At 70.5% G+C, this 12522-nt stretch carries 15 protein-coding genes; 7 read left to right on the top strand and 8 right to left on the bottom strand.

Going from position 1 to position 12522, the window contains the following annotated elements:
- Nucleotides 1-29: 29 nt before the first annotated feature.
- The 6 genes from ppk2 to AC4IJH_RS01055 form a co-directional block, all read right to left on the bottom strand.
- Nucleotides 30-905, bottom strand: coding sequence for a polyphosphate kinase 2 (ppk2, locus tag AC4IJH_RS01080; RefSeq protein WP_490849702.1), 876 nt, complete (start codon nt 903-905; stop codon nt 30-32).
- A gap of 11 nt (nt 906-916) precedes the next feature.
- On the bottom strand, nt 917-1948 hold the full coding sequence (hypE, locus tag AC4IJH_RS01075) for a hydrogenase expression/formation protein HypE (RefSeq protein WP_490849505.1): 1032 nt from the start codon (nt 1946-1948) through the stop codon (nt 917-919).
- Nucleotides 1945-3060, bottom strand: coding sequence for a hydrogenase formation protein HypD (gene hypD, locus AC4IJH_RS01070; RefSeq protein WP_490849504.1), 1116 nt, complete (start codon nt 3058-3060; stop codon nt 1945-1947). The genes hypE and hypD overlap by 4 nt, the downstream gene beginning before the upstream one ends.
- Complete coding sequence (locus tag AC4IJH_RS01065; RefSeq protein ID WP_490849503.1) at nt 3060-3764, bottom strand: CBS domain-containing protein; 705 nt, start codon at nt 3762-3764, stop codon at nt 3060-3062. The genes hypD and AC4IJH_RS01065 overlap by 1 nt, the downstream gene beginning before the upstream one ends.
- A gap of 25 nt (nt 3765-3789) precedes the next feature.
- The gene (locus AC4IJH_RS01060) at nt 3790-5160 is read right to left on the bottom strand and encodes a Ni/Fe hydrogenase subunit alpha (RefSeq protein ID WP_490849502.1); all 1371 of its coding nucleotides are present in this window, start codon (nt 5158-5160) and stop codon (nt 3790-3792) included.
- Between the two features lie 124 nt (nt 5161-5284).
- Complete coding sequence (locus AC4IJH_RS01055) at nt 5285-5758, bottom strand: cyclic nucleotide-binding domain-containing protein (protein WP_490849501.1); 474 nt, start codon at nt 5756-5758, stop codon at nt 5285-5287.
- 454 nt (nt 5759-6212) lie between these two features.
- Here AC4IJH_RS01055 and AC4IJH_RS01050 point away from each other — a divergent pair, with 454 nt between their 5' ends.
- The 5 genes from AC4IJH_RS01050 (at nt 6213) to AC4IJH_RS01030 (ending at nt 10691) form a co-directional block, all read left to right on the top strand.
- Entirely contained in the window at nt 6213-8540 is a 2328-nt protein-coding gene (locus AC4IJH_RS01050; protein ID WP_490849500.1) for a heavy metal translocating P-type ATPase, read from the top strand.
- A 175-nt stretch (nt 8541-8715) separates the two neighbouring features.
- Entirely contained in the window at nt 8716-9084 is a 369-nt protein-coding gene (locus tag AC4IJH_RS01045; protein WP_490849499.1) for a dsRBD fold-containing protein, read from the top strand.
- Between the two features lie 113 nt (nt 9085-9197).
- Nucleotides 9198-9695, top strand: a complete 498-nt coding sequence (locus AC4IJH_RS01040; protein ID WP_490849498.1) for an STAS domain-containing protein — start codon at nt 9198-9200, stop codon at nt 9693-9695.
- Between the two features lie 159 nt (nt 9696-9854).
- On the top strand, nt 9855-10079 hold the full coding sequence (locus tag AC4IJH_RS01035) for a DUF2180 family protein (protein ID WP_490849497.1): 225 nt from the start codon (nt 9855-9857) through the stop codon (nt 10077-10079).
- Nucleotides 10080-10157: 78 nt separating this feature from the next.
- Complete coding sequence (locus AC4IJH_RS01030) at nt 10158-10691, top strand: OsmC family protein (RefSeq protein ID WP_490849496.1); 534 nt, start codon at nt 10158-10160, stop codon at nt 10689-10691.
- Nucleotides 10692-10810: 119 nt separating this feature from the next.
- Here the strand turns inward: AC4IJH_RS01030 and AC4IJH_RS01025 are convergent, their stop codons facing one another.
- Together AC4IJH_RS01025 and AC4IJH_RS01020 are read right to left on the bottom strand one after the other, a co-directional pair.
- Nucleotides 10811-11236: an Hsp20/alpha crystallin family protein gene (locus AC4IJH_RS01025; protein WP_490849495.1), complete on the bottom strand. Its 426-nt coding sequence runs from the start codon at nt 11234-11236 to the stop codon at nt 10811-10813.
- 95 nt (nt 11237-11331) lie between these two features.
- Complete coding sequence (locus AC4IJH_RS01020) at nt 11332-11577, bottom strand: hypothetical protein (protein ID WP_490849494.1); 246 nt, start codon at nt 11575-11577, stop codon at nt 11332-11334.
- Between AC4IJH_RS01020 and AC4IJH_RS01015 the strand changes: the two genes are divergently transcribed.
- Both AC4IJH_RS01015 and AC4IJH_RS01010 read left to right on the top strand, forming a co-directional pair.
- Nucleotides 11564-12331, top strand: coding sequence for a phosphoribosyltransferase family protein (locus AC4IJH_RS01015; protein WP_490849493.1), 768 nt, complete (start codon nt 11564-11566; stop codon nt 12329-12331). The two genes, AC4IJH_RS01020 and AC4IJH_RS01015, sit on opposite strands and share 14 nt — an antisense overlap.
- A complete protein-coding gene (locus tag AC4IJH_RS01010; protein WP_490849492.1) occupies nt 12283-12516 on the top strand; it encodes a hypothetical protein in 234 nt (77 codons plus the stop codon). The genes AC4IJH_RS01015 and AC4IJH_RS01010 overlap by 49 nt, the downstream gene beginning before the upstream one ends.
- The last annotated feature ends 6 nt before the right edge of the window (nt 12517-12522 follow it).

The raw sequence follows: 12522 nt of genomic DNA, 5'->3' as shown, positions 1-12522 counted from the left end.
GGGCGAACGGCAGGACCTGGAAAGGGATTTCACCGAGGGCTCCGGCTCAGCGAAGCACTGTGGTCGGGGACGTAGGTCTGCAGATCCCGTGGCGGCCGTTCGTAGCCCTGGGACGGCGGGCGCGGCGGCAGGTGCAGCGTGGCAGGGCGTACATCGTGGTACGGCACCGTGGACAGGAGATGGGCGATCATGTTGAGGCGGGCCCGTCGCTTGTCGTCACTGTCGACGACGAACCAGGGCGCCTCGTGGATATCGGTGTGTACGAACATCTCGTCCTTGGCACGGGAGTACGCCTCCCAGCGGGTGATGGACGCCAGGTCCATCGAAGAGAGCTTCCACCGGCGCATCGGGTCATGGAGTCTGCTGCGGAAGCGGCGCTCCTGTTCCGCGTCGCTGACCGAGAACCAGTATTTGCGCAACAGAATACCGTCCTCCACCAGCATCCGCTCGAAAATGGGGCACTGGTGCAGGAAGCGCGTGTACTCGCCCTTGGTGCAGTACCCCATGACGTGCTCGACACCGGCGCGGTTGTACCAGCTCCGGTCGAAGAGCACGATCTCACCGGCAGCCGGAAGCTGCTCGACATACCGCTGGAAATACCACTGGGTGCGCTGGCGCTCGGTAGGAGCGGGCAGCGCCGCGATCCGGGCGATGCGCGGGCTGAGGTATTCCGTGACCCGCTTGATGACACCTCCCTTTCCGGCGGCATCGCGGCCCTCGAAAACAACCACGAGCCTGGCGCCGTCGAGTCGCACCCACTCCTGAAGCTTCACCAATTCGCCCTGCAGAGAAAGCAGTTCGCGCTCGTAAAGATCGCGCGGCAGACGCGCGGGGCGCTTGGCTGTTCCCCGTCCCGTCTGTATGCCGTTCTCCGTGGCGCCTTTCGACCGCCGCCTCTTGCCCATTCCCGCGCCTCTCAGCAGATGCGCGGAAGTTGCTCGCCGATCGGCATGTCGATCACTCGCTGAGAGCCGACGAGGGTACGCAGTGTCACCCGTCCGGGGTGGCCCGACACCGCCTCCCCGATGCGGACGGCCGCCGCTCCCTCGGGCACGGCACGCATCGCGGCGAGCACCGCATCGGCACGCTCCTGGGGCACGTACGCCACCAGGCAGCCCTCGTTGGCGACGTGCAGGGGGTCCAGGCCGAGCAGGTCGCAGGCGGCCGAGACCGCAGCGGGGACGGGGAGGGCCGCCTCGGCGATCTCGCTGCCGAGGGCGGATGCCTCGGCGATCTCGTTGAGGGTCGCGGCCAGACCGCCACGGGTGGGGTCGCGCAGGGTGTGGATGTCCGGGCCGAAGGGGGCCAGGGCCCGTACGAGCCGGTGCAGGGGCCGGGAGTCGGAGGCGATGTCGGCCTCGAAGCCCAGGCCTTCGCGCGTACTGAGCACGGCGGTGCCGTGCAGGCCGATGGGACCGGAGAGCAGGATCGCGTCGCGGGGACGGGCCAGCGCCGCGGACGGGCACAGGCCCTCGATGCGGCGGCCGACGCCGGTCGTGGTGAGGAACAGGCGGTCGGCGGCGCCGCGCCCGACGACCTTGGTGTCCCCCGTGACGACCGGGACACCCACGTCGGCTGCCGCCTTGCCCAACGAGTCCATGACGGAGCGGAGTTCGGCCATCGCCAGGCCCTCCTCGGCGATGAGGGACACGGCCAGGGCAAGGGGTTCGGCGCCCCGCATGGCCAGGTCGTTGACGGTGCCGTGGACGGCGAGGGAGCCGATGTCGCCGCCGGGGAAGAACAGCGGGCTGACGACGAAGCCGTCGGTGCTCAGCGCCAGGTGGTCGGCGCCCGGCAGTACGGCGGCGTCCTCCAGCGGGCCGGGCGGCCCGCCGAGGCAGGGCAGGACGAGGCGGGAGAGCAGCTCGCCGGTGAGCCGGCCGCCCGCACCGTGGCCGAGCAGGACGCGTTCGTCCTCGTGGTGCGGGACGGGGCAGTCAAGGGTCATGGCGCGCTCCGGACGCTGGGGGTGGATGCCGTACGGCCTGCGGCGTGGAAGGCGGCACAGGTGCCCTCGGCGGAGACCATGGGGGCGCCGAGCGGGGTACGGGGCGTGCAGCGGGTGCCGTAGGCGGGGCAGTCGGTGGGCAGCCGGGCGCCGGTGAGGATCGCGCCCGCGATGCACTCGGGGTGCTCGGCCGAGCGGACATCGGCCACGTCGAAGCGCCTGGCGGCGTCGAATCCGGTGAATTCCTCGGCGAGTTCGAGACCGCTCGCGGGCAGTGGGCCGATGCCCCGCCAGGCCCGGTCGGTGACCCGGAAGACCCGCGCGACGACGTCCTGTGCAGTGCCGTTGCCGCCGCGGCGCACAGCCCGCACATACTGATTCTCCACCCGCGCCTCCCCGGATTCGAGCTGCGCGGTAGCCATCAGGATGCCTTCGAGCAGATCCAGCGGCTCGAATCCGGTGACCACGATCGGGACGCAGTAGCCGGCGGCGATCGGCTCGTACTGCCGCCATCCCATGACCGCGCACACGTGCCCGGCCGCGAGGAACGCCTGCACCTCGCAGTCCGGGTCCTCCAGGAGGGCGGTCATCGCGGGCGGTACGAGGACATGGCTGACCAGCATCGAGAAGTTGGCCAGGCCCAGGCGGGCGGCGTGCAGGACCGCCATGGCGTTGGCGGGCGCCGTGGTCTCGAACCCGACGGCCAGGAAGACGACCTGGCGGTCGGGGGCGGTCTCGGCGATGCGTACGGCCTCCATCGGCGAGTAGACGACCCGTACGTCCGCGCCCCGGGCCCGCTCGGACAGCAGGTCCGTGTGCGAACCGGGGACGCGCAGCATGTCCCCGAAGCTGGTGAAGGTGACGCCCGGCCGGGCGGCGATGGCCATGGCCCGGTCCAGGGTCTCCAGCGGGGTCACGCACACCGGGCAGCCGGGGCCGTGGATCATCCGGATTCCGGCCGGCAGCAGCTCGTCGATCCCCTGGCGGACCAGCGTATGGGTCTGGCCGCCGCAGACCTCCATGATCCGCCATGGGCGGGTGGCGGTCCGGCCCAGCTCCGCCACGAGGCTGCGGGCCAGGGCCGGATCGCGGTACTCGTCGAGATAGCGCATCACGCCTCCGCGGCCGACGCAGGCGGTACATGCGGCCCCGGGTCGCGCCGGGCGAGCTCGTAGCGGATGTCCACGACGCCTTCGACGGCGCGGGTGAGCCGGGCGGCGACCGGAATGAGCGAGGTGTCACGGATGGGGCCGCCAAGGGTGACCACGCCTTCGTCGACGGTGACGGTCACCTCCTGCGCGTGTGCGGGCAACAGCCGCGCCACGACCTCCTGCCGGACCTCCGCGGCGATGTCCTCGTCCGGCCGCAGGAAGACCTTCAGCAGGTCGCTGCGGCTGACCACGCCCTGCAGCAGGTCGTGCGCGTCGACGACCGGCAGCCGCTTGACCTTCCGTACCGCCATGATCCGGGCGGCCTGCGCAAGCGTGGACTCGGGGTGCACGCAGACCGCGGGGCTGCTCATCAGCTCCCCGGCCGTCAGCGCACCGGCCTTGGCCAGATCCGCCAGCCGGCCGCGCTGCTCGAAGCGGGACGGGTCGCTGTCGCGGAACTCCTCCTTGGGCAGCAGATCGGCCTCGGACACGACACCGACCACCCGCCCCTCGCCCTCCAGCACGGGCAGCGCGCTGACCTTCCACTGCTCCAGGGTCTGGACGATCTCCTTGAACGGCGCGTCCCGGCCGACGGCCACCACGGTGTGGGTCATCACGTCGCTGACGGTGTGCGGGCCGGTCCTGGCGGGCTGAGGGTTGTTCATGGCGGACTCCTTGGCTGCGGCCGGCTCAGTGCCGGGCGACGGTGAGGTCGAGGAAGTGCGCGGAGCAGGAGATGCACGGGTCGTGGTTGCGGATGCCGCGCTCGCACAGCGCGGTCAGCTCCGCGTCGGTGTCCGCACCGCCCGCATCCAGGCGGTCCTGGACCAGATGCCGCAGGTCCTCCTCGATCGCGCCCTGGTTCTGCGAGGTCGGCGGGACGAGCAGCGCATCGGTGACCTTTCCGTCGGCGTCCAACGCGTAGCGGTGATAGAGCAGTCCGCGGGGCGCCTCGGTGGCGCCATGTCCGGTGGCAGCGCGCGGGGGTACGTCGATGTACGGGTAAGGCGGCGGCTCGTAGGCGTCGATGATCCGCAGCGCCTCCTCGACGGCGTACAGCGCCTCCACCGCCCGCACCACGATGCTGCGGAAGGGGTTGCGGCACACCGCACCCGTCAGAGGATCACCGAGCCCGGCCGCACACGCGGCCTGCCGGGCGAGCGGGGACAGCCAGCGGCCACTGATGGCATAGCGGGCGAGCGAACCGGTCAGGAAGCGTTCGCCGTTCAGGGTCGCCTGCAGCGCGGTGGAGTGCCGTACCTGGTGCTCGACGACCTCGTGAGTGAAGTCGTGGACCGGGAACTGCCGCAGGGGCAGCGGGTCTTCACAGTCCACCGGCAGTTCGTACGCGCGCGGGGCGCGCATGACGGTGGGCGTGCCGGAATCGATGGCGTAGCGGCCCGGCTCGGCCAGCGCCAGCAGCGCGTGGTCCAGTCCCGCATCGGGGAAGTCGAAACCGGCCACCCAGCGCACGGTCTCCCATGCGTCATCCCGCGCCCGCCTCAACTGCTCGGCCAGCGGCACCAGTTCGCCCAGTGCCGGTACGCGGTGGAAACCGCCCAGCCTTACGTTGACCGGATGGATCGCCCGCCCCCCGAGCAGCTCGAGGATCGCGTTGCCCGCCTGCTTGATCCGCAGGCCGCGCTCGACGTGTGCCCGCTGGGTACGGGCCAGCTCGATGGCGCTCGCGCAGCCCAGGAAGTCGGGTGCGTGCAGCAGATGGATGTGCAGAATCTGGCTCTCGATCCACTCCCCGCAGTACAACAGGCGGCGCAGCGCGGCCAGTTGACCCTCCACGCGCACCCCGCAGGCGTCCTCGAGTGCCCGGCAGGCACTCATCTGGTACGCGACCGGGCAGATCCCGCACACCCGGGCCGTGATGTCCGGCGGCTCGGTGTACGCCCGGCCGCGCAGGAACGCCTCGAAGAACCGCGGGGGTTCATAGATCCGCAGCTCGGCCCGCTCCACCGAGCCTCCATGGATATCCAGGTGGAGTGCCCCTTCCCCCTCGACGCGGGAGAGCGCGCCGACATGCAGCACGCGCGAACCTCGGTGCGTCACGACGGCCCTCCCTCTGCCTCACCCTCCAACTCGACGAGTGGAGGAGTGTGGTACGTCCGCAGGGCACGGCCGGCGGTGTCCTCGGCCACGGACACCGGGAAGACGGTCCCCGCCGGGGCGTTCGTCACAGCTGCCCGCTTCCGTACGGTCCGTAGAGGTCGAGGAGCCGGGTGCGGGCGCGCTCCAGCCGGTGCCCGATCACCTCGGCCACCGCGAGCGTGAACGCGTACCCGAAACCGGTGTCCTCGCGGCACAGTCGCCGTACGGCCTCGGCATCGAACTCCCAGGCTCGTAGAGGACTTTGCGCCTCGGCTCCCATGTGCCAGCTGCGCGGCGGGAACATCCAGGACCAGCCGAGCAGATCACCGGCTCCCAGGGTCTCGATCACCGCGGCCCGGCGGCCGGGCACATGCAGGTCCAGCCCCACGCTACCGGTCCGGATGATCCAGAATCGGTCCGCCGTCCTCTGCTCCTCGAAAATCCGGGTGCCCGCCGGGTACGACACCTCGCGCGCGAGTGCCATCAACCGGTCGCGCTGGTCGTCGTCGAGTGCGCCAAGGCGCCCCGTCATGGTCCGCAGCTGCGCCTTGTTCCTCATGAGTCGCCTCCTGGTCCTGTGCGGATTCCGCCTGCGGCTTGGCCTGCAGCGCGGCAGCCACTTCCGGGTCACCGGGCCCTGATGCCCTCAGCATCCACCCGCCGGACCGATGCCGGGATGGGCCGACCAGCCCTTGCCGCGGCCAGTGGGCCCAGGCTCCCGGCGATCGAAGTGCGGACGGCGGTAATGAACTTCCTCAAACAGATCGTCGGCGCCTGCGACCGGGCAACGAAGCAGCGCCCCCGGGCCACCGGCGGCCCGGGATGTCAGTCCCTGCAGCGGCCCCGGCACCGATCTACGTCACACCGCCGACCGGCGACTCTGCGATGGTCTGTTCGGCTCTGGCATCCAGCCCGATGTGCGCGGTGCGATGAGGAGGGGAGAAGAGTGGCCGCCGCACGGAGCCTGCCACGACGCCCGCGCCGGGGCAGTTCGGAAGTATGCAGGGGGTGCCATGAACGGTCAGGAGCCCACGCAGCAGCCTTACCGGAAGTTCGCGCAGGCCACTGGTCGCCGGCTGGACCGGGCCCTGCTCGGTGTCACTGCCGCGGCGCTCGTCACGGGTGGCATCGCCTGGCTGGTCCAGGCGCGTACGGTGGCGGACCTGTGCTGGGCGGCGGGCACCGCGGCGGCCGTGGCGCCTGCGGTTGCATGGGTGTTGAGCGCGCTGCGGCACGGCCGGGCCGGTGTCGACCTGATCGCGGTGCTGGCCCTCGGCGGCACCCTGGCGGTGCGCGAGTACCTGGCCGGCGCGCTGATCGCGCTGATGCTCGCCACGGGCCGGTGGCTGGAGGCTGCCGCGGGACGACGCGCCTCGCACGATCTGCGCGCACTGCTGGAGCATGCTCCGCGCACGGCCCGCCGCCGGGTGGGCAGGGAGGTGAGCGTGGTGCCGCTGGCCGAAGTGGCGGTGGGTGACCTGCTGGTGGTCGGTCCGGGCGAGGGGGTTCCGGTGGACGGCCTGGTGGAGAGTGCCAGGGCCGTCCTGGACGAGTCGGTGCTCACCGGTGAGTCGCTGCATGTCGAACGCGGCCGGGGGCAGCGGGTGCGCAGTGGCGTGGTCAATGCGGGCACCGCTTTCGAGTTGCGGGCGAGGGCCACCGAGCAGAACAGCGCGTACGCGGAGATCGTTCGCTTGGCCCGCCAGGCCCGTGCGGAGTCCGCCCCGGTAGTGCGGCTCGCCGACCGGTACGCGGTCTGGTTCCTGCCGCTGAGTGCCGCCGCTGCGGGACTGACCTGGCTGATCAGCGGATCCGCGGTACAGGCGGTGGCGGTCCTGGTGGTCGCCACGCCGTGCCCGCTGCTGTTGGCCGCGCCCGTCGCCGTCGTCTCCGGGCTCTCCCGCGCAGCCCGGCAGGGAGTGGTGATCCGGGGCGGAGGTGCCCTGGAGAGCCTGGGCCGGGCCCGCACGCTGCTGCTGGACAAGACCGGCACGCTCACCACCGGCCGTCCCCATGTCATCGAGGTCGTGGCCGCGCCGGGCCGAACGCCCGCCGAAGTGCTGCGACTGGCCGCCTCGGTGGACCGATTCTCCCCGCACGTACTGGCCCAGGCCGTGGTGAACGAGGCGCAGAGCCGCGGACTTGAGCTGTCCACGCCCGAGCACGCGAACGAGGAGCCGGGCCACGGAGCCACCGCTACGGTCGACGGCCACCGGCTCGGTGCGGGCCGCTACGACGGGCCGGTCCGGCCCGTCTGGGCGCGCGCCGCCCGGAACCGGGCCGCGCTGGACAACGCGGCCGTCATCTGGCTGACCGTCGACGGCGTGCTCACCGGCGCCGTACTCCTGCGGGATCCGCTGCGCCACGATGCGCCCAGGACCGTGCGGCGGCTGCGCTCGGCCGGCTTCGACCGGCTGCTGATGCTCACCGGCGACCGGGCCGAACCCGCCCGGGAGATCGCCGCGATCCTGGGCGTGGACGAGGTACGTACCGAACAGACCCCCACGGACAAGGCGACCGTGGTGCACGCCGAGCGCGGCCGGGCGGTCACGGTGATGGTCGGCGACGGTGTCAACGACGCGCCCGCGCTCGCGGCGGCCGACGTCGGCGTGGCCATGGGGGCTCGCGGCTCCAGCGCCTCCTCGGAGGCAGCCGATGTCGTGCTGACCACGGACCGGGTGGACCGCCTCGCCGACGCGGCGGAGATCGCCGTACGGACCCGGCGCATCGCCGTGCAGAGCGCACTGAGCGGCATGGCGCTGTCCCTGGCGGCCATGGCGGCGGCAGCCTTCGGTCTGCTCCCGCCGGCCGCCGGAGCACTGCTCCAGGAGGGCATCGACGTCGCGGTCATCCTCAACGCCCTGCGCGCACTGCGCCCTGGGCACACAGCACGACCGGCGGTCGGCCCCGGAACCGGAGCTCTCATCCACCGCTTCGCCGCAGAGCACGCCGCTCTGCAGGACACCCTGGAAGCCGTACGCAACGCCGCCGACCAGCTGTCCGACGAGCCGGGGCCCAAGGCGCTGGCCACCGTCCGCGAGGTGGAACGGCTACTCACCGAGCGGCTGCTTCCGCACGAGTACGCGGAAGAACACCAGCTCTACCCGGCACTCGCCGTCACACTCGGCGGTCCGGAAGCCACCGCCACCATGAGCCGCGCCCACGCCGAGATCGAACGCCTCTCCCGGCGAATCGCCACCCATCTCGCCTTGGCCGAACCGGACGGGACTCCGGGGCCGGAGCAACTCGACGACCTGCGAGCCTGCCTGTACGGCCTCTACACCGTGCTGCGCCTGCACTTCCTCCAGGAGGAGGAGAACTACTTCACCCTCGCTCCTTGAGCGGCCCGTGCGAAAGGCCATGGGTACGTCCTTGCCCACAGCGCTGGGCACATTCCCTGGCGCAGAGGGCCGGTTGGCCCCTGTGCGGCACGTCCACCGGCGCGACAGTAGTGGCGAAGAAGCGGCCCGAGGGCTCTCTGCCCCCGGCACGGCCGGCTGAAGGAAGGACGCCACCATGTCTCGCACCGCTGATGCCGAAAATCTCTCCGCCAAGGAGTGGAGGCTGCACATCCATCTCTTCGAAAAGGGCCCGGCGACCACAGCCCGGGTCGTTTTGGACACCGGGGACAACGTTCTCGAAACCCGTGGCGAGGCGCACCGCAACCCTCATGACGTCTCCGTGCCCGAGATCGGTGATGAGCTCGCCGCAGGGCGGGCGCTGGTGTCCATGGGGCAGCATCTGCTCCAAGCGGCAGCTGTGGACGTCGAGGGAGTGGAAGCAGGACTGCTGCCTTCCCCTGGCGCGAAATTGTCCGGTAATCGCTGTGTGGGTGCACGTGACAGCGGCAATAGTGAGGACGCTGACAGCTGCCTCGGTCACTGAGGGCAGCTGTTCCCCCGAACGCCGACGCAGTGCGCCGACAGTTCCTTTCGTCGCCGCGTGCCCATGCATCCCACGTCTTTCCGAGAACTCAGCGACAGCAACGAGGCAACGTCATGTCTCAGCGGCAACCTGCCTCCCGTTTCAGGGAGCTGCACGAGGAAACGGCCACCGTTGTCGAACTGCACGGAGACATCGATGTCGTTATGGCTGCCTCTCTGTGGGCTCGCCTACAAGCGCTGATCGACGGCCCCGACCGCGAATTGATCGTGGATCTCCGGCCAGTAACCTTCATCGACTGCAGCGGTCTGGGTGTCTTGTGCGGTGCGAACAACCGTCTGCTGACGCTTGGGCGTCGCCTCCGACTCGTGGTCACCCGCCCCCTCGTCGTGCAGTTGCTGAGGCTGTTCGGACTCGATCGCACCTTTGTCGTCAGTGAGACACTGGCTGATGCGTATGCCTGCTTCGCCGGGACGGCCGTACAAGCTCCGGCGGTTACCTCGCCGATCGCCGATGCGGCGGTCACCTTGCCTCAACTCCGTCAGGCAGGACGGAAGGGTGAGATCAACTCGGGTGTGCAGTCGACCGGTTCCCACAGGTCGGTGAACTGCTGAGTTGCCGGCAAGGACAGGTCGTCGCGCCCTTGGGCACAGTGCCGGGCAAGGGCCGGATGCCCCGGGCAGGGGCCGTACGGCCCACTGTGCAGCGGCAGGCCGCGCGGCACACTGGCCGTAGGAAGAGATAAAAGATATCTGCACGAGGGGGCTCGTGCCATGAACTGCTACGACTGTGCAAAGAACGGGAAAGCCGCGTCGGCCGTCGCGATATGCCGGCACTGCGGCACGGCACTGTGTGCCGATCACGTCCGTATCGCCAGTGATGAGGTCCGGCACAGTGCCGGCGTGGGGCTGGTCTGGGGAAACCGGACCGCCCGTCGCGCAACCTGCCGTATCTGCGGTGACGCCGAACACGAGGTGCCCGGACAACGGGTCAGCTGAATTCGTTCAAGCCCCTTGGATTCGGCGACGGTCGGCGCGGGAGACCCCGACCTGAGCCGTGGGGTCCGCTGGAGCGCCGTGATCATCGTCGTGCTGCCGGCGGATGAGCCGGCGACGGAATCGCCCGGCGCAGCAGGAGAAGACGTGGTGATCAAGGACTCGGATACGGCCCGCGTGCTGCCGTTGGTGAAGTGGGACGACAAGGCCCTCAGAGAGCCGGAACGCATCGCGGTGACGTACGCCTCAGGGGAGTCGTACACCGTCACGGTGCGCGGCCACGAGAGCGTCGTCGACCAGCCGGGCAACGCCGATGGGCATGACCTCGGCCCCACACCGGTGGAGTTGTTCGTCGCGTCCCTTGCCGCATGCGTCGCCTACTCTGCCGGCCGCTTCCTCCAGCGCCACCATCTGCGGCACGAAGGCCTGCGCGTGGAGGCGGAGTTCGACATGGCCGAGGACCGTCCCGCGCGGGTCGCGGCCGTACGGATTCGGGTCGTCACACCTGTGGAGATCAGCATCGCCCGACGCGAGGCGCTCCGTGCGGTGGTGAGCCGCTGCACGGCGCACAACTCGCTGCGCAGGCCACCCGACGTCGGTGTCCGCATCAAGTGACACGCGCGCAGCCGGTGGCCGGGATCGGGCCGGTGGGCTGCCGCCGGACACCGTATGGCTGTTCCTGCTCGGGCGGTGCGCGGACGCGGGGCGGCGCACGTCCGCGCACCGGGGCCCGGTCAGGCCGTCCCGCGCCGCACCGGAATGGTCCTGACCGCGGCCTTCTCCGGCTTGGCGACCGGGATCTGCACGGTGAGGATGCCGTCCTTGTACTCGGCGGTGGCCTCGTCCCAGCGGGCATTCGCGGGCAGGCGGACGGAACGGGACAGTGATCCGTAGCGGAACTCCGAGTGGTGCTTGTGCTCGGTCTCCTCGCCGCGTTCGGCGCGGAGGGTGAGCACGTCGCCGGTGACGCTGATGTCCATGTTCTTCTCGGGGTCGAGTCCCGGCAGTTCCGCGCGGACGCGGTAGGCATCGTCGGTGAGCTGCTCCTCGATCCGGATGCCGTGGATGCCAGGGGACCCCAGTCGGCCTGCGAGGCCCGACTCGAACCAGTCGAACAGGTCCGGCAGCAGTGGTGGCCGCCATTCCAGCGTGCTGTTCATGTGATCCTCCGTGATCGTGTTCCGCAGTGCGATGGCGTTCACGCGCCGACGGCGATTGCTCCTGGCTCGCCCTGAGGACGGCCTGACCGTACGGTTCACAGCCCCTGGGAGAGCAGGAGTTCGTGGGCCAAGCGGGCTCCGCGTTCCGCCTTGTCGTTCTCCGCGGCCTGGGCCGGGGCGCGTTCGAGACCGTCGACCAGCGCGCGGACTGCCTGGATCAAGGTGTCCACCTGCACTTCGAGGTGAGCTACCCGTTCTTCCACGCTCTGCGGGCCGTCAAGTACGTCGGCGGCGCCTCCAGAGCGCTCCTCGTTCGGGCCGAAGACAATGTCTCTCGTCATCACGAGCCCCCTTGTCCCGTCCCCCTCAGCCTTTCACCGACGGTCGCCACGGGTGATGGGCCGGACGGCCTCCCGTGCGGGTCCTTCATCCCTGTGTCCTCGCGCTGCCGCATGGCGGTTGCCGGTGGCGTTCCAGGTGGCTCAGGAGCTCGGCGCGCCCTTGGACGTTGTCGTCGTGCGCGAGCTCGGGCTGCCCGGCCGGCCGGAGCTGGGATTCGGTGCCATCGGTGAGGATCGGGTCCGCGTCGTGAATGCCGCCACAACACGAGTCATGGGCCTCGGCGAGGAGGAGTGCGCGGCCGTGGAGACCGCCGAACGGGCGGAGTTGGAACGGCGGGTGCGTCGTCACCGCGGCAATCGCCTGCGCGTACCCCTTGTCGGCCGGACGGCCGTTGTGGTGGACGACGGCATCGCCACAGGCTCCACGGCACTGGCCGCCTGCCGGTTCGTACGAGCCCTGGGCGCCGCCCGAGTGGATCTGGCCGCTTCGGTGTGCCCCTTGGCCAAGGTCTCCGAACTGCGCCGCGATGTCGATGAGTTCGATTTCGCAGGTGCAGAGCCGCTGAGCGGCGCGCGTGCCGATGACCGGCCCTGCCCGGTGGACCGTGCGGCCCTGTCCGGGGTGGTCGCGGTGGTTCACGCTGGTGGCAGCAGGGACAGCGGGCACACCGCGCACCGGTCCCTGTCGAAGGGAAGGAGGACGTCATGTGGATCGCCGGATTGGGGATCGCGGCCATTGCCTGGGGCTCGCTGATCATCATCGGTGGTGCTGACAGCCCCATCTTTCCCTGGCTGATCATTGTGCTGGGCATCGTGGCCCTGCTCAGCCAGGACCGTTGGAACGGCCCTCGACGCCGCCCCGGCGAGAGCGGGTCGGTCATGGAGGAGCGGCACTACTTCGGGGACCGGCGGCCTCACGACAGGGACAGCCACCGCTGATCGAGG

The organism is Streptomyces sp. UF-297, assembly GCF_058245575.1.
Note: the sequence above shows the minus strand (reverse complement) of the source record. Positions and strands in the feature narration are given on the sequence as shown.

Bases quoted from the DNA above. Each gene is read 5' to 3' on its own strand.
- hypD (WP_490849504.1), bottom strand. From the start codon at position 3,060: ATGCGCTATCTCGACGAGTACCGCGATCCGGCCCTGGCCCGCAGCCTC.
- AC4IJH_RS01015 (WP_490849493.1), top strand. From the start codon at position 11,564: ATGTCTCTCGTCATCACGAGCCCCCTTGTCCCGTCCCCCTCAGCCTTT.
- AC4IJH_RS01055 (WP_490849501.1), bottom strand. From the start codon at position 5,758: ATGAGGAACAAGGCGCAGCTGCGGACCATGACGGGGCGCCTTGGCGCA.
- AC4IJH_RS01050 (WP_490849500.1), top strand. From the start codon at position 6,213: ATGAACGGTCAGGAGCCCACGCAGCAGCCTTACCGGAAGTTCGCGCAG.
- AC4IJH_RS01040 (WP_490849498.1), top strand. From the start codon at position 9,198: ATGTCTCAGCGGCAACCTGCCTCCCGTTTCAGGGAGCTGCACGAGGAA.
- AC4IJH_RS01010 (WP_490849492.1), top strand. From the start codon at position 12,283: ATGTGGATCGCCGGATTGGGGATCGCGGCCATTGCCTGGGGCTCGCTG.
- AC4IJH_RS01020 (WP_490849494.1), bottom strand. From the start codon at position 11,577: ATGACGAGAGACATTGTCTTCGGCCCGAACGAGGAGCGCTCTGGAGGC.
- AC4IJH_RS01035 (WP_490849497.1), top strand. From the start codon at position 9,855: ATGAACTGCTACGACTGTGCAAAGAACGGGAAAGCCGCGTCGGCCGTC.
- ppk2 (WP_490849702.1), bottom strand. From the start codon at position 905: ATGGGCAAGAGGCGGCGGTCGAAAGGCGCCACGGAGAACGGCATACAG.
- AC4IJH_RS01065 (WP_490849503.1), bottom strand. From the start codon at position 3,764: ATGAACAACCCTCAGCCCGCCAGGACCGGCCCGCACACCGTCAGCGAC.
- AC4IJH_RS01025 (WP_490849495.1), bottom strand. From the start codon at position 11,236: ATGAACAGCACGCTGGAATGGCGGCCACCACTGCTGCCGGACCTGTTC.
- hypE (WP_490849505.1), bottom strand. From the start codon at position 1,948: ATGACCCTTGACTGCCCCGTCCCGCACCACGAGGACGAACGCGTCCTG.
- AC4IJH_RS01045 (WP_490849499.1), top strand. From the start codon at position 8,716: ATGTCTCGCACCGCTGATGCCGAAAATCTCTCCGCCAAGGAGTGGAGG.